The sequence below is a fragment of the Streptomyces sp. NPDC054841 genome, assembly GCF_053611045.1.
This window is the reverse complement of record NZ_JBSGZO010000015.1, coordinates 1-19558: the sequence shown is the minus strand read 5'-3', so window position 1 is coordinate 19558 and position 19558 is coordinate 1. Positions and strand designations below refer to the sequence as shown.

Annotated in this window: 17 protein-coding genes; 15 read left to right on the top strand and 2 right to left on the bottom strand. The window is 70.8% G+C overall.

The window, feature by feature from the left end; all coding sequences use genetic code 11:
- Positions 1-276: 276 nt before the first annotated feature.
- From ACWGI8_RS03980 to ACWGI8_RS03970, 3 genes are read left to right on the top strand one after another with little or no spacing between them, the layout of a single operon-like run.
- A complete protein-coding gene (locus ACWGI8_RS03980) occupies positions 277-1299 on the top strand; it encodes a S1C family serine protease (RefSeq protein ID WP_453658464.1) in 1023 nt (340 codons plus the stop codon).
- 20 nt (positions 1300-1319) lie between these two features.
- Positions 1320-2051, top strand: coding sequence for a response regulator transcription factor (locus tag ACWGI8_RS03975; protein WP_453658462.1), 732 nt, complete (start codon positions 1320-1322; stop codon positions 2049-2051).
- Entirely contained in the window at positions 2048-3472 is a 1425-nt protein-coding gene (locus ACWGI8_RS03970; protein ID WP_453658460.1) for a sensor histidine kinase, read from the top strand. Before ACWGI8_RS03975 ends, ACWGI8_RS03970 begins: the two co-directional genes overlap by 4 nt.
- Here the strand turns inward: ACWGI8_RS03970 and ACWGI8_RS03965 are convergent.
- Positions 3437-4309 (bottom strand): phosphatidylinositol-specific phospholipase C, encoded by an 873-nt coding sequence (locus ACWGI8_RS03965; protein WP_453658458.1) that lies wholly within the window; start codon positions 4307-4309, stop codon positions 3437-3439. The genes ACWGI8_RS03970 and ACWGI8_RS03965 overlap by 36 nt on opposite strands.
- Positions 4310-4467: 158 nt before the next feature.
- On the bottom strand, positions 4468-6285 hold the full coding sequence (locus tag ACWGI8_RS03960) for a bifunctional metallophosphatase/5'-nucleotidase (RefSeq protein WP_453658456.1): 1818 nt from the start codon (positions 6283-6285) through the stop codon (positions 4468-4470).
- 134 nt (positions 6286-6419) lie between these two features.
- On the opposite strand from ACWGI8_RS03960, the gene mshD reads away from it, so the two are divergent.
- The 12 genes from mshD (at position 6420) to pstB (ending at position 19397) form a co-directional block, all read left to right on the top strand.
- Positions 6420-7346, top strand: a complete 927-nt coding sequence (gene mshD, locus ACWGI8_RS03955; RefSeq protein WP_453658454.1) for a mycothiol synthase — start codon at positions 6420-6422, stop codon at positions 7344-7346.
- 106 nt (positions 7347-7452) lie between these two features.
- Positions 7453-7851, top strand: coding sequence for a GntR family transcriptional regulator (locus ACWGI8_RS03950; RefSeq protein ID WP_453658452.1), 399 nt, complete (start codon positions 7453-7455; stop codon positions 7849-7851).
- Positions 7848-8774 carry an ABC transporter ATP-binding protein gene (locus ACWGI8_RS03945; RefSeq protein WP_453658450.1) on the top strand — a complete coding sequence of 309 codons (927 nt, stop codon included), beginning with the start codon at positions 7848-7850 and terminating at the stop codon, positions 8772-8774. The genes ACWGI8_RS03950 and ACWGI8_RS03945 overlap by 4 nt, the downstream gene beginning before the upstream one ends.
- Complete coding sequence (locus tag ACWGI8_RS03940; RefSeq protein ID WP_453658448.1) at positions 8771-9676, top strand: ABC transporter permease; 906 nt, start codon at positions 8771-8773, stop codon at positions 9674-9676. The genes ACWGI8_RS03945 and ACWGI8_RS03940 overlap by 4 nt, the downstream gene beginning before the upstream one ends.
- 124 nt (positions 9677-9800) lie before the next feature.
- Positions 9801-10745 (top strand): ABC transporter permease, encoded by a 945-nt coding sequence (locus ACWGI8_RS03935; protein WP_453658446.1) that lies wholly within the window; start codon positions 9801-9803, stop codon positions 10743-10745.
- 293 nt (positions 10746-11038) lie between these two features.
- Positions 11039-13261, top strand: coding sequence for an RNA degradosome polyphosphate kinase (locus ACWGI8_RS03930; RefSeq protein WP_453658445.1), 2223 nt, complete (start codon positions 11039-11041; stop codon positions 13259-13261).
- On the top strand, positions 13248-14369 hold the full coding sequence (locus ACWGI8_RS03925; RefSeq protein ID WP_453658443.1) for a CHAD domain-containing protein: 1122 nt from the start codon (positions 13248-13250) through the stop codon (positions 14367-14369). The genes ACWGI8_RS03930 and ACWGI8_RS03925 overlap by 14 nt, the downstream gene beginning before the upstream one ends.
- Positions 14366-14809, top strand: a complete 444-nt coding sequence (locus tag ACWGI8_RS03920; RefSeq protein ID WP_453658441.1) for an NUDIX hydrolase — start codon at positions 14366-14368, stop codon at positions 14807-14809. The genes ACWGI8_RS03925 and ACWGI8_RS03920 overlap by 4 nt, the downstream gene beginning before the upstream one ends.
- Before the next feature lie 486 nt (positions 14810-15295).
- The gene (gene pstS, locus ACWGI8_RS03915; RefSeq protein WP_453658439.1) at positions 15296-16432 is read left to right on the top strand and encodes a phosphate ABC transporter substrate-binding protein PstS; all 1137 of its coding nucleotides are present in this window, start codon (positions 15296-15298) and stop codon (positions 16430-16432) included.
- A gap of 100 nt (positions 16433-16532) precedes the next feature.
- On the top strand, positions 16533-17525 hold the full coding sequence (gene pstC / locus ACWGI8_RS03910; RefSeq protein WP_453658437.1) for a phosphate ABC transporter permease subunit PstC: 993 nt from the start codon (positions 16533-16535) through the stop codon (positions 17523-17525).
- Positions 17522-18595, top strand: a complete 1074-nt coding sequence (pstA, locus tag ACWGI8_RS03905; protein ID WP_453658436.1) for a phosphate ABC transporter permease PstA — start codon at positions 17522-17524, stop codon at positions 18593-18595. Before pstC ends, pstA begins: the two co-directional genes overlap by 4 nt.
- Positions 18596-18620: 25 nt before the next feature.
- Positions 18621-19397, top strand: a complete 777-nt coding sequence (gene pstB, locus ACWGI8_RS03900) for a phosphate ABC transporter ATP-binding protein PstB (protein ID WP_453658434.1) — start codon at positions 18621-18623, stop codon at positions 19395-19397.
- The last annotated feature ends 161 nt before the right edge of the window (positions 19398-19558 follow it).

The following is a 19558-nucleotide window of genomic DNA, read 5'->3' as shown; positions in this document are numbered from 1 at the left end:
CGGCACGCAAGCCTCCCCATCCCACGAAGGCGCAGGGCTCCCGCCCCGTGCCGGGCCCCGCCGCGACGCCGGACGGCCCTCGCGGCGCGCGAGCCGCCGCATCCCGTGGGGCTACGGCGGCCGCCGCCCCCGTGTCCCGTCAGGGTTTCGGGGAGGGGCGGGGTGGGGGGAAATCCCGTTCGGATCCCCGGTACTTACATCGGGCATACACGCTTCTGCCGGGCTTCTCAGGCCGTCCTCAGAGCGTTCTCATGAACCGGCCCGAGAGTGATCACCATGACGGACTACTACCGCAGCAGCGGCGACGAGGGCACGCACCCGCAGCAGTACCCGTACGCGGGGTTCGAGGACCCGGGGCACGGGGGCTACCCGCCGCCGCCCCCGCACGCACCCGCACCCGCACCCGCCGCGGCCCACGCGGCGCCGTCACCCCGCGCCAAGCGGCCCGTCGCGCTGCTCGTCGCCGTCGCGATCGTCGCCGCGGCTGTGGGCGGCGGGGCGGCCACGCTGGTGGAGAGGTTGACCGGGGAGGGCGGCGGGATCACCGGGACCGGGGTCACCGGGACCAATGTGTCGCAGAGCAGCAAGGGCAGCGTCGCGGGCGTCGCCCAGGCCGTCTCCCCCAGCATCGTGGAGATCAAAGCGTCGACCACCTCCGGCCAGTCCACCGGCTCCGGCGTGATCATCACCGCGGACGGCGAGATCATCACCAACAACCACGTGATCGCCGGCGCCGACGCGGTCAAGGTCCGGCTCAGCGACGGCAAGACGTACACCGCGGACGTCGTCGGCACCGACCCGGACAAGGACCTGGCCCTGATCAAGCTCAAGGGCGCGACCGGGCTGAAGGCCGCCGCCCTCGGCGACTCCAGCAGCCTCAAGGTCGGCGACGAGGTCGTCGCGATCGGCTCCCCCGAGGGCCTCACCGGCACCGTGACCAGCGGCATCGTTTCGGCCCTCGACCGCGATGTGACCGTGGCCAAGGACGAGGGGAAGCAGCCGCAGCAGGACCCGCGGCAGGGCTGGCCCTTCGAGTTCGGCGGGCGGGAGTTCAACGGGGACACCGGCGACTCCAAGACCACCTACAAGGCCATCCAGACCGACGCCTCGCTCAACCCCGGCAACTCCGGCGGCGCCCTGATCAACATGAACGGCGAGATCATCGGCATCAACTCGGCCATGTACTCGCCGAGTTCGTCGAGCGGTTCGACCGCGGGCAGCGTCGGCCTCGGTTTCGCCATCCCGATCGACACGGTCAAGGCCGACCTGGACAACCTCCGCTCCGGTTCCTCCGACTGACCACGTGCGAGGCTGGCTCCATGACGACCCCACCCGGTGAAGGCGAACGCATCCTCATCGTCGACGACGAACCCGCCGTACGCGAGGCGCTCCAGCGCAGCCTCGCGTTCGAGGGCTACGCCACCGAGGTCGCGGTCGACGGCATCGACGCCCTCGCCAAGGTGGAGTCGTACGCGCCCGACCTTGTCGTACTGGACATCCAGATGCCGCGCATGGACGGTCTGACCGCCGCCCGCCGCATCCGCTCCGCCGGCTCCACCCTGCCGATCCTGATGCTCACCGCGCGCGACACCGTCGGCGACCGTGTCACCGGCCTCGACGCGGGTGCCGACGACTATCTGGTCAAGCCGTTCGAGCTCGACGAGCTGTTCGCGCGGATCAGGGCGCTGCTGCGGCGCAGCTCGTACGCCGCCGCGGCGGGCGCGGGCCGGGAGGAGTCCGGTGACGTCCTCTCGTTCGCCGATCTGCGGATGAACCTGGCGACCCGCGAGGTCACCCGCGGCCCGCGCCGCGTCGACCTGACCCGTACCGAGTTCACCCTCCTCGAACTGTTCCTGGCGCATCCGCGGCAGGTGCTCACCCGGGAGCAGATCCTCAAGTCCGTCTGGGGCTTCGACTTCGAGCCGAGCTCCAATTCGCTGGATGTGTATGTGATGTATCTGCGCCGCAAGACGGAGGCGGGGGGCGAGCCGCGCCTGGTGCACACGGTCCGCGGGGTCGGCTACGCGCTGCGGGAGGGGTCGCCGGAGTGATCCGCAGATTCCGGGCGCTGCCGCTGCGGTCGCGGCTGGCACTGCTGACGGCGTCCGCGGTCGCCGCGGCGGTGGCGGCGGTCGCCGTGGCGTGCTGGCTGCTGGCCGGCGCGCAGCTGCAGCACGAACTCGACACGTCACTGCGGAACACCGAAGCTCCCGCCGGCGATGTGCTCGCCACCTGGAGCGCCTGCCGCAGCCCGAGCCCCAAACCTCCCGGGGCCGGGAAGAACTTCGCCTACGTCCAGATCGTCGGCCCTGACGGGTCCCGCTGCGTGTCGGCGTACTCCGAGCCCGTGAAGGTGCAGCAGGAGGACATCGCCGTCGCCCGGGGCCTCGCGGGCAACGTCCTGCACGGCAGCACGACCGACGACGGCGACGACGTGCAGGTGCACACCAAACGGATGCAGGTGCCCGGCGGAATCGAACTCGCCGTGTCCGTCGCCCGCCCCCTCAAGGAGATCGACACCGCGCTCAATCGCCTCGCCCTCCTCCTCACCTTCCTCGCGGGCGCCGGTGTCGTCGCCGCCGGTGCCGCCGGTCTGTGGGTGGCCCGCACCGGGCTGAAGCCGGTCGACCGCCTCACCGAAGCCGTCGAGCACGTGGCCCGCACCGAGGATCTGACCGTACGCATCCCGGCCGAGGGCGACGACGAGATCGCCCGGCTGTCCCGCTCCTTCAACCAGATGACCGCCGCGCTCGCGACCTCACGCGACCGGCAGGCGCAGCTGATCGCCGACGCGGGGCACGAGCTGCGGACCCCGCTGACGTCGCTCCGTACGAACATCGAGCTGCTGGCCCGCAGCGAGGAGACGGGCCGGGCGCTTCCGCCCGGGGACCGCGCGGCGCTGCTGGCTTCGGTGAAGGCGCAGATGACGGAGCTGGCCGCACTGATCGGCGATCTGCAGGAGCTGTCGCGGCCGGACAGCGCGACGCCCGGTCCGGTCCAGGTCGTCGCGCTGCACGACATCGCACGGACGGCGCTGGAGCGGGCCCGGCTGCGCGGCCCGGAGCTGACCGTCACCGCCGAGCTGCGGCCCTGGTACGTACGGGCCGAGCCGGCGGCGCTGGCGCGCGCCGTGATGAACGTGCTGGACAACGCGGTGAAGTTCTCCCCGCCGCGCGGGTCGGTCGAGGTGCTGCTGGACCGCGGTGTGCTGACCGTCCGCGACCATGGGCCGGGGGTGGCGCCGGAGGATCTCCCGCATGTCTTCGAGCGGTTCTGGCGTTCCCCGTCGGCCCGTGCGCTGCCCGGTTCGGGCCTCGGTCTGTCGATCGTGGCCCGGACCGTGCAGCAGTCCGGCGGCGAGGTGGAGCTGCGCCCGGCGGAGGGCGGTGGCACGGTCGCGGTGATCACCCTGCCGGGGGCTCCGACGCCGCCGCCGTCAGTTGTGGCGGATCAGCGATCCGACCAGCCCTGAGCGGGTGTTGGGGTAGTCCATCGGCACGATGCCGAGGCCCTTCCAGCCGCTCGCCGTGCCGTCCAGGAAGCCGTGGACGCGCGGGTTGAGGTTGTCGGAGTTCCAGCGCGGCGGCAGGGACGCGGACGTGCTGACGAAGTTGATGAAGAGCTTGCCGGGCTGCTCGGCGGCCTTGCGGAAGTGGGCCTCGATCTTGGGGTACTTGTTCCACGGCGGGGCGTTCCAGTCGTCCTGGATGTCGATGACCCCGCTGTCCCACCACTTCACTCCGGGCAGCCCGCCGTTGTCGGCGATGAGGACGACCTTGCCGCGGGCCTGGCCGAGGGACGGGAGGGTGTCGCCGATGTGGAAGAGAGGACGCCAGCCCCGGTTGTCGAGGTAGTCGTCGAAGACGCCGCGGAAGGTGGCGTCGCTGTCCGTCGAGTACTCCTGCTTGACCCGCATGAGGACGGTCTCGGAGGGGTGGGCGCTCAGGAAGTCGCGGCAGGCGATGAGCACATCGCCGAACATCATGTTCTGGTAGGCGGCGCCGTGGTGGATGGCGAACGAGCCTCCGGTGACCCGGCACCGTACGTCGAGGAAGCGGATGCCGTAGTTCAGCTGCTCGGCGATGGTCGTGTTCTGGCACTCGGCCCAGAGCCCGCCGAAGCGGGCGCCCGAGTCATGGGTGCCGGGGATCGTCAGTGTCCCCAGTGCCCTGCCGCTGTCGATGCCGCTCATCCAGTCCTGGGTGCCCAGTGCGCGCTGCGGGGCAGCACCGGCGGGTGCTGCCCCGATGAGGGCGGTGGCGGACGCGACCGCCGCGCCCGCGAGAAAACCACGTCTGGTCAGGGACATGTGTCGTCTCCTTCGTCGGCCTCCGCGATGTGGGGGGTCGCGGTCGGCAGACGGGATCATGTCAGACATGCCCATGACACAAAACGGCTTGCGCGGAAACGGAGAACATCCGAGGGGCGGCAGGCCGGTGGCCCGCCGCCCCTCAGTGGCGCTGCTTGTTACTTGACGACCGTGATCCGGCCGGTGGCCGGCGGCGCCAGCGGGGCGCCCGCGCTGGAGTGCGCGGCGAAGTAGGCGATGAGGACGTCCAGGTCGGACGCGCCCACCAGCTTGTTCTTGTGCTCCTTCAGGACGGCGAAGCCGTCGCCGCCGCCCGCGAGGAACTCGTTCATCGCGACCCGGTAGGTCTTCGCCGGGTCGATCGCCTCGCCGTTCAGCTTCACCGAGCCGGCCACGATCCGGTCGGCGCCGGTCTTCGTCATGTCCAGGGTGTAGGTGAAGCCCTTCGACACCTGGAGGATCTTCGGGGCGGCCTGGTTCGCGCCGCTGACCTGCTGCTGCAGCGCGGTGATCAGCTGGGCACCGGTCAGGTCGACGGCCGTCATCATGTTGGTGAACGGCTGCACGGTGAACGCCTCGCCGTACGTCACCACACCGTCGCCCTCACTGCCGGACGCCTTGTGGACCAGGGGTGCGCGGACGCCGCCCGGGTTCATCAGCGCGAGCTGCGCCCCGCCCTTGTCGGCCGGTGCGAGACCCTCCAGCTGCGCGTCCGCGATGAGATTGCCGAGCGGCTTCTCGGGCGCGTCGAAGGGGTTCTCGATGTCGGCGGAGATGTAGCCGACGGGCCGGCTCGCGATCGGCGCGGCCAGCGCGTTCCAGCGGTCGATCAGCCGGGTCATGTCGGCTGCCTTCGGCACGTCACGGGTGACGACGTGGTTCGCGGATGCCACGGACGTACGGACGATGTCCTTGGTGCGACGGTCGTACGTGAGCGTCGTGTCCGTGTACAGCTTGCCGAACGAGGCCGCCGAGGTGACGGTGCGCGGCTTGCCGGACGGGTCCGGGATGGTGCACGCGTACGCCTGGTGGGTGTGGCCCGTGACCAGGGCGTCGACCTGCGGGCTGACCTTCTTCGCGATGTCGACGATCGGGCCGGAGATGCCGTCGCCGGGGCCGGGGCTGTCGCAGTTGTAGTTGTACGAGCCCGAGGCCGGCGCGCCGCCCTCGTGGAGGAGCGCGACGATCGACTTCACGCCCTTGCGCTCCAGCACCTTGGTGTACTTGTTGATCGTCTCGATCTCGTCGCCGAACTTGAGGCCCTTGATGCCCTCGGCGTTGACGATGTTCGGCGTGCCCTCCAGCGTGACGCCGATGAAGCCGATCTTGACGCCGTTCTTCTCCCAGATGAAGTACGGGTCGAGCAGCGGCCGGCCGGTCTTCTCGTTCGTCACATTGGCGGCGAGGTACGGGAAGTCGGCGCCCCGGAACTTCTTGCCCTCCTCGAAGCAGCCCTCGGTGGCGTGGCAGCCGCCGTTCTGCATCCGGGCGAGCTCCTTGGCGCCCTCGTCGAACTCGTGGTTGCCGACGGAGGTCACATCGAGCTTCAGCTTGTTCAGCGCCTCGACGGTCGGCTCGTCGTGGAAGAGCCCGGAGAGCAGCGGCGAGGCGCCGATCATGTCACCGGCCGCGGCGGTGATGGAGTACTTGTTGCCCTCGCGGGCCGTGCGCAGATGGGTGGCGAGGTACTCGACACCGCCCGCGTCGATGGTCTTGGTGGTGCCGTCCTCGTTGGTGTGGGTGACCCGCCCGGCCGAGCCGGCAGGCGGCTGCAGGTTGCCGTGGAGGTCGTTGAAGGACAGCAGCTGTACGTCGACAGTGCGACCGTACCCGTGGCCGTGTCCCTTGCCGCGGTCCTGTCCGATACCGCGGTCGTGCGCCCCTGCGGGCATCGCGGCGACCAGTGCGCCCACGGTGGTCAGTCCGGCGACGGCCGCGAGTACGCGGCGGCGCTTCTGGTGCGATGTCGCTGACATCTGTCCCCTTGTCAGTTCAGCGTGACAACTGTGCTCAGCCGGGCAGCCTAGAGTCAACGCGCGTAGCGCGACAGGGGGTATCGGGTTACGAGCTGGTTTCTGATCGGGTGCGCCCGGCGCCGTACCCTCGTCGTATGACCGACGCAGCCGTCCCCGCCCTAGAGCCCGGCCGACAGATCCAGACGCTCGACGAGCTCACCCCCGATCAGGCCGAAGCCGTCCTCCACCTGCTGTCCGTCGCCGCCCGCGCCGACGGGATGCAGGCCGTCTCCGAGCAGGGCCGGCTCCAGCTGCGCCACGGGCGGCGCGAGGGCGTGCGCCACTTCCTGCTCACCGTCGCCGGGGATCTCCGCGGCTACGCCCAACTGGAGGACACCGACCCGGTGGAGGCCCCGGCGGCCGAGCTGGTCGTCCACCCCGGCCACCGCGGCCGCGGCCACGGCCGGGCGCTCGGCAACGCCCTGCTGGCGACGTCCGGCAAGCGGCTGCGCATGTGGGCGCACGGCGGCAAGTCCGCGGCCCGCCACCTCGCACAGGTCCTCGGGCTGACGCTCTTCCGCGAACTGCGCCAGCTGCGCCGCCCGTTGAGTCCGCTCGACATCCCGGATCCGGTCCTCCCCGAGGGAGTGACGATCCGTTCCTTCGTCCCCGGCCAGGACGACGCCGCCTGGCTCGCGGTCAACGCGGCGGCCTTCGCCCACCACCCCGAGCAGGGCGCGGTGACCCAGCGCGACCTCGACGACCGCAAGGAGGAGCCCTGGTTCGACCCCAAGGGCTTCTTCCTCGCCGAGCGCGAGGGCGAGCTCCTCGGCTTCCACTGGACGAAGGTCCACGCGGAGGAGCAGCTCGGCGAGGTCTACGTCCTCGGCATCCGCCCGGACGCCCAGGGCACCGGCCTCGGCAAGGCCCTGACCGCGGTCGGCCTGCGCCACCTCGCGGCCCAGCGCCTGCCGACGGCGATGCTGTACGTCGACGCGGACAACACAGCGGGACTGCGGGTGTACGAGGGGCTGGGCTTCACCACGCACGAGGTGGACCTGATGTACCGCACGGAGACGTGAACCGGCACTGAGGGGCCGGTCGCAGGAGAACGACAGGGGGCGGTTGACACCGCCCCCTTTCTTCCACCACCCTTTCACTACTTGATTAGTGAAAGGGGGGTGAGTTGTGATCGAGTACCGGATCGACCGGCGCAGTGGCATCGCCACCTACGTGCAGATCGTGCAGCAGACGAAACAGGCCCTGCGGCTGGGCCTGCTGGAGCCCGGCGACCGCCTGCCCACCGCCCGTGAGGTGGTGGAGGCCACCGCCATCAACCCGAACACCGTGCTCAAGGCCTACCGCGAGCTGGAGCGCGAAGGCCTCGTCGAGGCCCGCCGCGGCCTCGGCACCTTCGTGCGGAAGTCGCTGGGCGGCGGCCCCGCCGACTCGCCCCTGCGCGGCGAACTCGCCGACTGGGCGGCCCGGGCCCGCGCGGCGGGCCTGGAGCGGGACGACGTGGCCGCGCTCTTCACCGCCGTACTCGACGAGCACTTCGCGCAACACGACCAGGGGGACGACGCATGACCGGCACGGCACTCGAAGCCATCGGCCTCGGCAGGAGGTTCGGCCGAGGCCTCGGCAAGGGACTCGGCAGGGGACCCGGCCCGGGACTCCGGCACACCTGGGCGCTGCGGGACTGTTCCTTCCGGCTGCCCGCGGGCCGGATCTGCGCCCTCGTCGGCCCCAACGGGGCAGGAAAGTCCACCCTGCTGACGCTCGCGGCCGGCCTGCTCCGGCCCACCGAGGGCAGCGTCCGCGTCCTCGGCACCGCCCCCGCCGCCGCCCGCGAACAGCTCGCGTACGTCGGCCAGGACAAGCCGCTCTTCCCTCAGCTCACGGTCGCCGACACCCTGCGCATGGGCCGCGAACTCAACCCCGGGCGCTGGGACGACACCGCCGCCCGGCGGATCGTCGACGCCGGAGACCTGGACCCGGCGGCCCGCGTCCGCACGCTCTCCGGAGGCCAGCGCACCCGCGTGGCCCTCGCCCTCGCCATCGGCAAACGCCCCCGGCTGCTTCTGCTGGACGAACCGACCGCGGACCTCGACCCGCTCGGCCGCCACCAGCTCATGGGCACCCTGATGGCCGACGCCGCCGAGCACGGCACCACCGTGGTCATCTCGTCGCACATCCTCTCCGAGCTGGAGAACACCTGTGACTACGTCCTGCTCGTCGACCACGGCCGGATCCGTCTCGGCGGCGACACCGAGGACCTGCTGACCGCGCACCGCCTGGTGACCGGACCGGTGCGCGACCTCGCGCCGCACACCGTCGTCGAATCCCGCACGACAGGCCGTCAGCTGACCGCGCTGGTACGCCCCGAAGGCCCGCTCCACAGCGACTGGCAGACCGCGGCCCCTTCCCTGGAAGACCTGCTGCTGGCCCACCTCCGCTCCCCGGACACACCGGCGCTGCTCACCCCGTCCGCCGAGGGGGTCGCCGCATGAGCGCCCTCACCACCGCATTGACGGGCCCGCGCTGGGTCGTCGTCCACCAGCACCGGCGCGCCCTGTGGACGGTCCTCGGCCTCCTGGCCCTGAGCTGCGGCACCCTGGCCGTCCTGCGCCTCATGTTCACCTCCGGGCTCGCCGCGTCGGACCCGTACGCCGGTCCGTACGACGAGCTCCTGATCGCCCTCGACTACGGCAGCACGGCCGTCATGCTGGCGCCGCTGCTCATCGCGGTGTACGTGGCCGGGCCGCTCGTCGCACGCGAGATGGAGACCGGCGCCTACCGGGTGGCCTGGACCCAGTCCGTGACGCCGTTGCGCTGGCTGACCACGAAACTGACCCTCACCACCGCGGTCGTGCCGGCCGGCGTCACCGTGTTCGTGGCCGTCTTCCGGTGGAGCCGGACCCCGGTCAGCGGCAGTGCCTTCCTCCCGCTGTGGTCCAACCAGATCTACGCGGCATACGGCACGACCGCCGTGGCGTACGCACTGCTGGCCGTCGCCGTCGGCACGCTCACCGGGCTTCTTGTGCACCGCGCTCTCGCCGCGATGAGCATCGCGGGCCTCGTGACCGGCACGGTCATGCTGACCCTCGGCACTCTCCGGTACAGCCTCTGGCCGACAGAGATCATCACCGGACGGCCCCTGGAACACCCCCGCGACGCCTGGTGGGTGGCGACCGGCAATCTCGACACAGCGGGCGAGCGTGTCTCCTCGGTCCACTGCCCCGGCTACCGGGACCCCTGCTGGACCGGGGAGGACGGCGTCACCGACTTCGCCGAGATCCACCCGTCCACCCACTTCTGGCCGATCCAGCTGGTCGAGACCGGCATCGTGCTGGCGCTCACCGCCGCGGCTGCGTTCGCCGCCTTCCGGGTCCTGCGCCGACTGCACGCCTGAGGAGCACACCGATGACCAGAACCACCCAGCACACTCCGCCGACCGGACCGGGCCGCGGGCCCGCTCGTCCCCCGGCCGCCGAACCGCCCACGACAGGCCGCCGACCGGCCGTGGAGGCGACGGCATGAGCACCCTCGCCGCCAGGGGACTCGCCCGAACCGTGCTCCGGCTGCACCGCGGCGCCCTGCTGCTGTTCGGGGCCTTCCTCGCGCTGTCCGCCGCCGGGCTGGCCTTCCTGCGGTTCGCCGGGCCGAAGACCGAGCGAATGCGGTCGGCCTGCGCCGGCGACGGGGGACCATGCCCGCCGTCCCTCCTGCGGGACTGGCTCGATGTCGGCGCCAACATGAGCTCCGCCGCCACCATGATCGCCTGGCTGCCCCTCGCCGTGGCCTTCTTCGCGGGTGCGGTACTCATCGGCGCGGAGCTGGAGCGCGGCACGGCCGGCCTCGCCTGGACGCAGACCGTCACCCCGGCCCGGTGGCTCGCCACCAAACTCGCCGTCCCCGCCGTGATGATCACCGGAGGCGTCACGGCCCTCTGCCTGCTCTACCGCTGGACCCGCGGCGCCCTCGGGAACTCCCTGGGCGACGAGTGGTACTACACCGATGTCTTCCTGGCGCTGGGCCCGGCGGTGCTCGCCTATCACCTGCTCGCCCTCGCCACCGGCGCGCTCGCGGGCCTGCTGATCCGGCGCGCCCTGCCCGCCGGCGGACTCGCCCTCGCCGTCACCGGGCTCGTGATGCTGGCCGCCGACGTCTGGCGGGACCGGCTGTGGCCGACCGCGGAAGTGGTGTGGAGGAATTCACGGGGCGAGCTCCCGGGCAGCGCCTGGCAGATGGAGAACGGCCTGGTCACCGCCACCGGACAACGGGTCGAGCAGTGCTGGGAGCCGCATGTGGCGATGCCGCCCGGCTGCCACCCCGGAACCGGTATCCGCGAGTGGTACGCCGTCTTCCACCCCGCGTCCCACTTCTGGCCGATCCAGCTGGTCGAGACCGGCATCGTGCTGGCACTCACCGCCGCAGCGGCGTTCGCGGCCTTCCGGGTCCTGCGCCGGCTGCACGCCTGACGGGCGCGCCCGCGCGGACGTGGTGGACGGGGGTCTCCACATCCGCGCGGGCGGTCGCCGGACCCCCGGAGCGGAATCCGCCCCGACGGAGGGCAGAGCACCGCCCCGGAACTCCCGGCGCGACGCCCCCGCTTGCCCAGGCGTCATGTTCTCGTTACCAAGCATTCAGGGATCCTTGCGACCCTCACTGAATGCAGCCCGCCGTGCCCCCTGCCCCGCGAAATGGGCATCCTCCCTCCACCACGGCCCGCTCCGACGCGCCCGACCACCCATTTGCGCGGAAGAATGGGGCCATGAGTCAGCAGCCCGCCGAGGTACCGGTCCAGCACGTCCAGCCGTCCGTGGGTTCCATTGCCGCGCACCGCCCCCACACGGTGTCCGCCGCGGTGTCCGACCTGGAGCCCGACATCGATGCCGACCTCGACATCTACGAAGAGGACGGCGAGGGGGCCGAGCTGCCCCAGGGCCGCTTCCTGGACCGTGAGCGCAGCTGGCTCGCGTTCAACGAACGGGTGCTGGAGCTGGCCGAGGACCCCGCGACACCCCTCCTCGAACGGGCGAATTTCCTCGCGATCTTCGCCTCGAACCTGGACGAGTTCTTCATGGTCCGGGTCGCCGGACTGAAGCGCCGCATCGCGACCGGCGTCGCCACCCGCTCGGCCTCAGGCCTGCAGCCGCGCGAGGTCCTGGAGCTGATCTGGAACCGCTCCCGGGAGCTCATGGCCCGGCACGCCGCGTGCTACCAGCAGGACGTCGCGCCGTCTCTCGCCGACGAGGGCATCCACCTCATCCGCTGGCCCGAGCTCACCGAGAAGGAGCAGGCCCGGCTCTTCACCCTGTTCCGGCAGCAGATCTTCCCGGTCCTCACGCCGCTGGCCGTGGACCCCGCGCACCCGTTCCCCTACATCTCGGGGCTCTCGCTCAACCTCGCCGTCGTCGTACGCAACCCGGTCAGCGGCCACCGCCACTTCGCCCGGGTCAAGGTCCCGCCGCTGCTGTCCCGCTTCCTGGAGGCGTCGCCGCAGCGGTACGTCCCGCTCGAGGACGTCATCGCGGCGCACCTGGAGGAGCTCTTCCCCGGCATGGAGGTGCTCGCGCACCACATGTTCCGGGTGACCAGGAACGAGGACCTGGAGGTCGAGGAGGACGACGCCGAGAACCTTCTCCAGGCCCTGGAGAAGGAGCTGCTGCGCCGCCGCTTCGGCCCGCCGGTGCGCCTGGAGGTCGAGGAGTCCATCGACCCGTACGTCCTGGACCTGCTGGTACGCGAACTGAAGATCTCCGAGTCCGAGGTCTATCCGCTGCCCGGGCCGCTGGATCTGACCGGCCTGTTCGGGATCGTCTCGCAGGACCGGCCCGAGCTGAAGTACCCGAAGTTCGTCGCCGGCACCCACCGCGACCTCGCCGAGGTCGAGTCCGCGTCCGCGCCCGACATCTTCGCGGCGCTGCGCGAGCGCGACGTGCTGCTGCACCACCCGTACGACTCGTTCTCGACCTCCGTCCAGGCCTTCCTGGAGCAGGCCGCCGCCGACCCGGACGTCCTCGCGATCAAGCAGACGCTGTACCGGACCTCCGGCAAGTCCCCGATCGTCGACGCGCTGATCGACGCCGCCGAGTCCGGCAAGCAGGTCCTCGTCCTCGTCGAGATCAAGGCCCGCTTCGACGAGCAGGCCAACATCAAGTGGGCGCGGAAGCTGGAGGAGGCCGGCTGCCACGTCGTCTACGGACTCGTCGGCCTGAAGACGCACTGCAAGCTGTCGCTGGTCGTCCGCCAGGAGGGCGAGACGCTGCGCCGCTACTCGCACGTCGGCACCGGCAACTACCACCCGAAGACCGCGCGGCTGTACGAGGACCTCGGCCTGCTCACCGCGGACCCGCAGGTCGGCGCCGACCTGTCCGACCTGTTCAACCGGCTCTCCGGCTACTCGCGCCGCGAGACGTACCGCCGGCTGCTGGTCGCCCCCAAGTCGCTGCGCGACGGGCTGATAGCCCGGATCAACAAGGAGGCCGCCCACCACCGGTCGGGCCGCCCCGCGTACGTCCGTATCAAGGTCAACTCGATGGTCGACGAAGCGATCATCGACGCGCTGTACCGGGCGTCGCAGGCCGGTGTGCCCGTGGACATCTGGGTACGCGGCATCTGTGCGATCCGTCCCGGGGTCGCGGGCCTCTCCGAGAACATAAGGGTCCGCTCGATCCTCGGCCGCTTCCTGGAGCACTCGCGGATCTTCGCCTTCGGCAACGGGGGCGAGCCCGAGGTCTGGTTCGGCAGCGCCGACATGATGCACCGCAACCTCGATCGCCGTATCGAGGCCCTCGTCCGGGTCACCGACCCGGCGCACCGCGCGGCCCTGACCCGGCTGCTGGAGACCGGCATGTCCGACTCCACCTCGTCCTGGCATCTCGGCCCGGACGGCGAGTGGACCCGGCATGCCACGGATCCGGACGGCCAGCCGCTGCGGCACGTACAGGAAATGCTCATAGACGCCCGGAGGCGCCGGCGTGCACAGCCCTGACCTTCCCCTGGTGCCGCGGGGGGCCGGCGCCGACCAGGTCCTGGCCCACTATCTGCACACTCGGGCCGGTGACTTCCTCCGCAGCCTGCGGCTGCACGGCGAGAGCGGTGCGGACACGGCCGGCGCGGAGGTGGCCGCCCGCTCCCTGCGCCGTGCCGCCCGCCGTATCGGCGGCACCCTCCACACCTTCCGCCCGCTGCTGGATCACGCCTGGGCGGACCAGCTCCGTACCGAGCTCGCCTGGCTCTCCGGCGTCCTCGCCGCCGAGCACGCCTGCACGGCCCGGCTGGCCCGCCTCCTCGATGCCCTCGCCCGCCTCTCGGGCGCGGCTCCGGTCCCGGCGGCCCGGGTCCCGGACGGCGACAGCGAAAGCGACAGCGGTACGGAAGCCCCGGCCTCGCCGGCCGCAGCCACCGGCGGCGCGGCCCAGGCCGGACGCGGCCCGCTCACCGTCGGGGCCGCGCGCGCCGGGGCCCTGCTGGAGCGGCAGCTGACGCTCGGGCGGACCCGGGCGCACTCCGCCGCGCTGCAGGCGCTCGGCTCCTCGCGGTTCCACGCGGTCGCCGACGCGGTCGCACTGCTCGCCTCCGAGGTGCCGCTGGCAGGGACCGCGGCCGCGCCCGGTGCCGCCCTGGCCGGGCAGGCCGACGTCGCCGAGCGCAGACTCCTTGAGGCGGTCGCGGTGCTGCCGCTGGCCCGCGCGGCACACCCGTACAACGCGGAGGCACTGGTCCACGGCCTGGCGGCCGCCTCCGCGGGCGAGGCCCAGGACGCCCCGTGGCACCAGGTGCGACAGCTGCTGCGGCTGCACCGGTACGCGCGCGAGGTGCTGTCGTGCGCCGACGGCGGGCCCGCCCCGGACCCGCACCTCGCCGTGGCGGGCCGGACCCTGGACCGGCACCGGGACGCCGCGGAAGCCGCCGCGGCCGCCGCGGCCGCGGCGCGCACTCCCCGTATCGCCCCGGCCACGGCATACGCCCTCGGTGTGCTCCACGCCGACCAGCGGCACGAGGTCGAAGCCGCCCGCTTCGCCTTCCAGCAGATCTGGCAGGAGGCAGCTCCCGGACCGGACGGGCCCCTGGGAAAGCAGGCGGTGGCCGCGCCATGAATGGCGGCATGGAAGGCGAAGTGGTGATCCTCGCGGCAGGCTGCGTACTGTGGCGCCGCTCGCCTTCTGGTGACGGGATTGAGATCGCCCTGGTTCATCGCCCCAAGTGGGATGACTGGTCCCTCCCGAAGGGCAAGCTGAAACGGCGGGAGGACGCACGTGACGGTGCGGTGCGCGAGGTGCTGGAAGAAACCGGAATGACCTGTGCTCTGGGACCGGAACTTCCCACCGTCCGGTACGTGGTCGGCGACCGCCCCAAGGAGGTCCGCTACTGGGCGGCAGAGGCCATCGACGGCTCGTTCGTGCCGAACCGCGAGGTGGACCGCCTGCTGTGGCTGCCTCCTGCGGCCGCACAGAGCCACCTGACGCAGGACAGGGACAAAGAGCTGATCACCGTCCTTCTCAGCACCCTTCACTTCCCTCACGCCACGAGACCTTGAGCAGAGCGGGATCGAACGGGGCCTTGTCGCTGTCCCCCGACCACGTCGATCTGGTCGCTGGACAGCCCGGCCCCGGCGAGGGCCTGGCGGTCACCGTCTTGTGCTGTCGCCCTACGCCGATGGCGTCACCGTCCACCCTGTCGGCAGAGATGCGCGCGCAGGAGATCATGCGCGCGCAGGAGATCAGAGGGGCGCGCCCGTTTGGTCACACCCCAAGGGACAGCCGGGGTCAGGGCCCCTGACGGGGGGAGACCCGCTCCCCTCCTCGAGGTCACGCGCAGATAAAGACAGAACCCCATCGACCGACAGGGTTCACCTTCCGTTCACCACCACCCGTCGGCGGCTTCACCTGTTCTGCCTAACTTCGGGCTTACACGGTGACCGGCACACTGCCGCACCGCACACCCCGACGCACGCCGTCGTACAAGTCGAGGACGAACAGCGTCCTCGGCCGAGACCGGCGGCTCCTGGAAGGAACACCCGAAAGTGAAGCTTCAGCGCAAGAACGGGCTTCGCGCCGCAGCGCTCGGTGCCCTCGCCGTTTCCGGCGCCCTGGTTCTCACGGCGTGCGGTTCGGACAACAACACGGGCGGCACCGGCGGCTCCGGCGAGAAGACGAACGCCGCGTCGAACGTGAAGTGCGATGACGCCAAGGGTCAGCTCCTCGCGGCCGGTTCGACCGCCCAGAAGAACGCCATGGACCTCTGGGTGAAGAACTTCCAGGCGGCCTGCTCCGGCGTCGAGATCAACTACCAGGCCATCGGCTCCGGCGGCGGCATCACGAAGTTCAACCAGGGCCAGGTCGCCTTCGCCGGCTCCGACTCCGCGCTGAAGCCGGAAGAGGTCGAGGAGTCCAAGAAGATCTGCAAGACCGGCCAGGGCATCAACCTGCCGATGGTCGGCGGCCCGATCGCCATCGGCTACAACCTCAGCGGCGTGGACAACCTCGTCCTCGACGCCCCGACCATCGCCAAGATCTTCGACACGAAGATCAAGAAGTGGAACGATCCGGCGATCGCCAAGCTCAACCCGGGCGTCAAGCTGCCGGACACCACGATCCAGCCGTTCCACCGCTCGGACGAGTCCGGCACCACCCAGAACCTCCACAAGTACCTCAGCGAGGCCGCCGCGGCCGACTGGAAGCACGACCCGAAGTCGAAGTCGTGGGAGGCACCGGGCGGTCAGGCCGCCAACGGCTCCTCCGGTGTCGCCACCGGGGTCAAGGGCTCCGACGGCGCGATCGGCTACTTCGAGCTGTCCTACGCCACCGCCCAGAAGATCAACACGGTCAAGCTGAGCACCGGCGCCTCCGCCCCGGTCGAGGCCACCACCGAGAACGCGTCGAAGGCGATCGCCGCCGCCAAGATCAAGGGCACCGGCAACGACCTCGCTCTGGGCCTCGACTACACGACCAAGGCCGAGGGCGCCTACCCGATCATCCTGGTCACCTACGAGATCGCCTGCGACAAGGGCAACAAGGCAGAGACCCTGCCGACCCTGAAGGCGTTCCTGAACTACACCGTCAGCGACGAGGGCCAGAAGGTCCTGTCCGAGGCCGGCTACGCGCCGCTGCCGACCGAGATCGCGGCCAAGGTCCGCAACATCGTCCCCACCCTGTCCTGACCCCGACCGGGGCCGGTCCGTCCACCGCGACGGGCCGGCCCCGGTATCCGGTGCACCGCCGCCGGGAGCCACGCCACGGCTCCGCAGACCGGAGAGATTCATGGCAACCACCACACACACTGAAGTGCCGCCTCCACCGGAGCCGGCCATAGCTGCCACCAAGACGAAGACCCGCCCAGGAGACCGTGTCTTCCTGGGCCTCTCGCGTGGATCCGGCATCACCCTCCTGGTGATCATGGCCGCGATCGCGGGCTTCCTCACCTACCGCGCCGTCCTCGCCATCTCGAAGGACGAGGGCAACTTCCTCACCACCTCCGAGTGGAATCCGGCCGGTGTCCCGCCGGTCTTCGGCATCGCCGTCCTGGCCTTCGGCACGATCGTCTCCTCGGTCATCGCCATGGCCATCGCCGTGCCGGTCGCCGTCGGCATCGCGCTCTTCATCTCGCACTACGCGCCGCGCAAGCTCGCCGCGCCGCTCGCGTACATCGTCGACCTGCTCGCCGCCGTGCCGAGCATCATCTACGGCCTCTGGGGCGCGATCTTCCTCGTCCCCTATCTGGACGGCCTCAACCAGTGGCTCGACGAGTACATGGGCTGGACGTACATCTTCGACAAGGCCGGCGACGGCCCCGCGCGCAACCTCTTCACCGTCGGCATCCTGCTGGCGATCATGATCCTTCCGATCATCACCAACGTCACCCGTGAGGTCTTCCTCCAGGTCCCGAAGATGCACGAGGAGGCCGCGCTCGCGCTCGGCGCCACCCGCTGGGAGGTCATCCGCATGTCGGTGCTCCCCTTCGGCCGCTCCGGCATCATCAGCGCCTCCATGCTCGGCCTGGGCCGCGCGCTCGGCGAGACCATGGCCGTTGCCGTGGTGCTCTCCCCGAGCTTCCTGATCTCCGGGCATCTGCTCGACCCGGGCGGCGGCACGTTCGCCCAGAACATCGCCTCGAAGTTCAACGAGGCCAATGAGTTCGGACGGGACGCCCTGATCGCCTCCGGCCTGGTGCTCTTCGTCATCACTCTGCTGGTCAACGGCGCGGCCCGGTGGATCATCGCCCGCCGCAAGGAGTACTCGGGGGCCAACGCATGAGCCACGCCGTCCAGGATCAGCGCCCGGCGGCGGCCGTGCGCGTCAACCACCTCTCCCACGCCCGCCTCCCCCGCTGGGCCCAGCCGGCCATCGCCGTCGGCTCCGTCGCCACGGGCATCGGCATCGGCCTGGCCGCCGGCTGGCAGAGCAAGGTGCAGTGGGGTCTGCTGGCCGCCATCATCTTCGTGGCCGCCAGCTATCTGATCACCACCAAGATGGAAGGCAGCCGTCAGGCCAAGGACCGGGTGGCCACCAGCGTCATCTGGGTCTCCTTCATCCTCGCCGTCGTCCCGCTGCTCTCCCTCGCCTGGGTCACGATCAGCAAGGGCATGGAAGTCCTCGACCCGTACTTCCTCTCCCACTCGATGAACGCGGTCCTCGACGCCGAGACCGGCGGCGGTGTCTACCACGCCCTGCTCGGCACCATCGAGCAGGTCCTCATCGCCACCGTGATCGCCGCCCCCATCGGGCTGATGACCGCGATCTACCTGGTCGAGTACGGGCGCGGGAGGCTGGCGCGGGCCGTCACCTTCTTCGTTGACGTCATGACGGGTATTCCGTCGATCGTCGCGGGTCTGTTCATCCTCGCCACCTGGAATCTGATGCTGGGCTTCGGGCCCTCCGGATTCGCCGGCGCGATGGCGCTCGCCATCCTGATGATGCCGGTCGTCGTCCGCTCCACCGAGGAGATGCTCAAGCTCGTCCCCAACGAGCTGCGTGAAGCCTCGCTCGCGCTGGGCGTCCCCAAGTGGCGGACGATCCTCAAGGTGGTCCTCCCGACCGCGATCGGCGGCATCACCACGGGCGTCATGCTCGCGGTGGCCCGTATCACCGGCGAGACCGCTCCCGTACTGCTGCTCGTCTTCGGTACGAAGCTGATCAACCCGAACCCCTTCGAAGGCGCTCAGGCATCGCTGCCGCTGTACGTCTACGAGCAGTACGCCGTCGGCACCGACGCCGCCGTCGCCCGCGCCTGGGCAGCCGCCCTCGTACTGATCGCCTTCGTCATGATCCTCAACCTGTTGGCCCGCGGCATCGCCCGCTGGAAGGCCCCGAAGACCGGCCGCTGACCGCGGCGATTTGGAAGTGATTTCAATGGCCAAGCGAATCGACGTCAGCGGCCTGTCCGCCTTCTACGGCTCCCACAAGGCCATCGAGGACATCTCGATGACCGTGGAGCCCCGCTCGGTGACGGCCTTCATCGGCCCCTCCGGCTGCGGAAAGTCCACGTTCCTGCGCACCCTGAACCGGATGCACGAGGTCACCCCCGGTGGCCGCGTCGAGGGCAAGGTGCTCCTGGACGACGAGAACCTGTACGGCAGAGACGTCGACCCGGTGGCGGTGCGCCGCACGGTGGGCATGGTGTTCCAGCGCCCGAACCCGTTCCCGACCATGTCGATCTTCGACAACGTCGCGGCGGGCCTGCGGCTGAACGGCTCGTACAAGAAGCGCCAGCTCGAGGAAGTCGTCGAGAAGTCCCTCAAGGGCGCGAACCTCTGGAACGAGGTCAAGGACCGTCTGAACAAGCCCGGCTCGGGCCTGTCCGGCGGCCAGCAGCAGCGTCTGTGCATCGCCCGCGCGATCGCGGTCGAGCCGGACGTCCTGCTGATGGACGAGCCCTGCTCCGCGCTCGACCCGATCTCGACCCTCGCGATCGAGGACCTGATCGGCGAGCTGAAGGAGCGCTTCACGATCGTCATCGTGACGCACAACATGCAGCAGGCGGCGCGCGTCTCCGACCGCACGGCGTTCTTCAACCTCTCGGCGGTCGGCCAGCCCGGCCGGCTCATCGAGATCGACGAGACCGAGCGGATCTTCTCCAACCCGTCCGTCCAGGCGACCGAGGACTACATCTCGGGCCGCTTCGGATAGGCCCCCCGACTGCCCTGCGGTGCTGCATGGCGGTGCCACCGCAAGGCAAAGGGCCGGCCCCCTCTCGACAGAGAGGGGGGCGGGCCAGTTGTCGTACGGGGGCGCCTCTCCCGGGGGCGACCCCGCACCCCCCGCCGGGCCCGGTGCAGCCGCAGCCGAGC

Coding starts and splice junctions, on each gene's coding strand:
- ACWGI8_RS03980 (WP_453658464.1), top strand. CDS start 277: ATGACGGACTACTACCGCAGCAGCGGCGACGAGGGCACGCACCCGCAG.
- ACWGI8_RS03975 (WP_453658462.1), top strand. CDS start 1,320: ATGACGACCCCACCCGGTGAAGGCGAACGCATCCTCATCGTCGACGAC.
- ACWGI8_RS03965 (WP_453658458.1), bottom strand. CDS start 4,309: ATGTCCCTGACCAGACGTGGTTTTCTCGCGGGCGCGGCGGTCGCGTCC.
- ACWGI8_RS03960 (WP_453658456.1), bottom strand. CDS start 6,285: ATGTCAGCGACATCGCACCAGAAGCGCCGCCGCGTACTCGCGGCCGTC.
- mshD (WP_453658454.1), top strand. CDS start 6,420: ATGACCGACGCAGCCGTCCCCGCCCTAGAGCCCGGCCGACAGATCCAG.
- ACWGI8_RS03945 (WP_453658450.1), top strand. CDS start 7,848: ATGACCGGCACGGCACTCGAAGCCATCGGCCTCGGCAGGAGGTTCGGC.
- ACWGI8_RS03940 (WP_453658448.1), top strand. CDS start 8,771: ATGAGCGCCCTCACCACCGCATTGACGGGCCCGCGCTGGGTCGTCGTC.
- ACWGI8_RS03935 (WP_453658446.1), top strand. CDS start 9,801: ATGAGCACCCTCGCCGCCAGGGGACTCGCCCGAACCGTGCTCCGGCTG.
- ACWGI8_RS03930 (WP_453658445.1), top strand. CDS start 11,039: ATGAGTCAGCAGCCCGCCGAGGTACCGGTCCAGCACGTCCAGCCGTCC.
- ACWGI8_RS03920 (WP_453658441.1), top strand. CDS start 14,366: ATGAATGGCGGCATGGAAGGCGAAGTGGTGATCCTCGCGGCAGGCTGC.
- pstC (WP_453658437.1), top strand. CDS start 16,533: ATGGCAACCACCACACACACTGAAGTGCCGCCTCCACCGGAGCCGGCC.
- pstA (WP_453658436.1), top strand. CDS start 17,522: ATGAGCCACGCCGTCCAGGATCAGCGCCCGGCGGCGGCCGTGCGCGTC.
- pstB (WP_453658434.1), top strand. CDS start 18,621: ATGGCCAAGCGAATCGACGTCAGCGGCCTGTCCGCCTTCTACGGCTCC.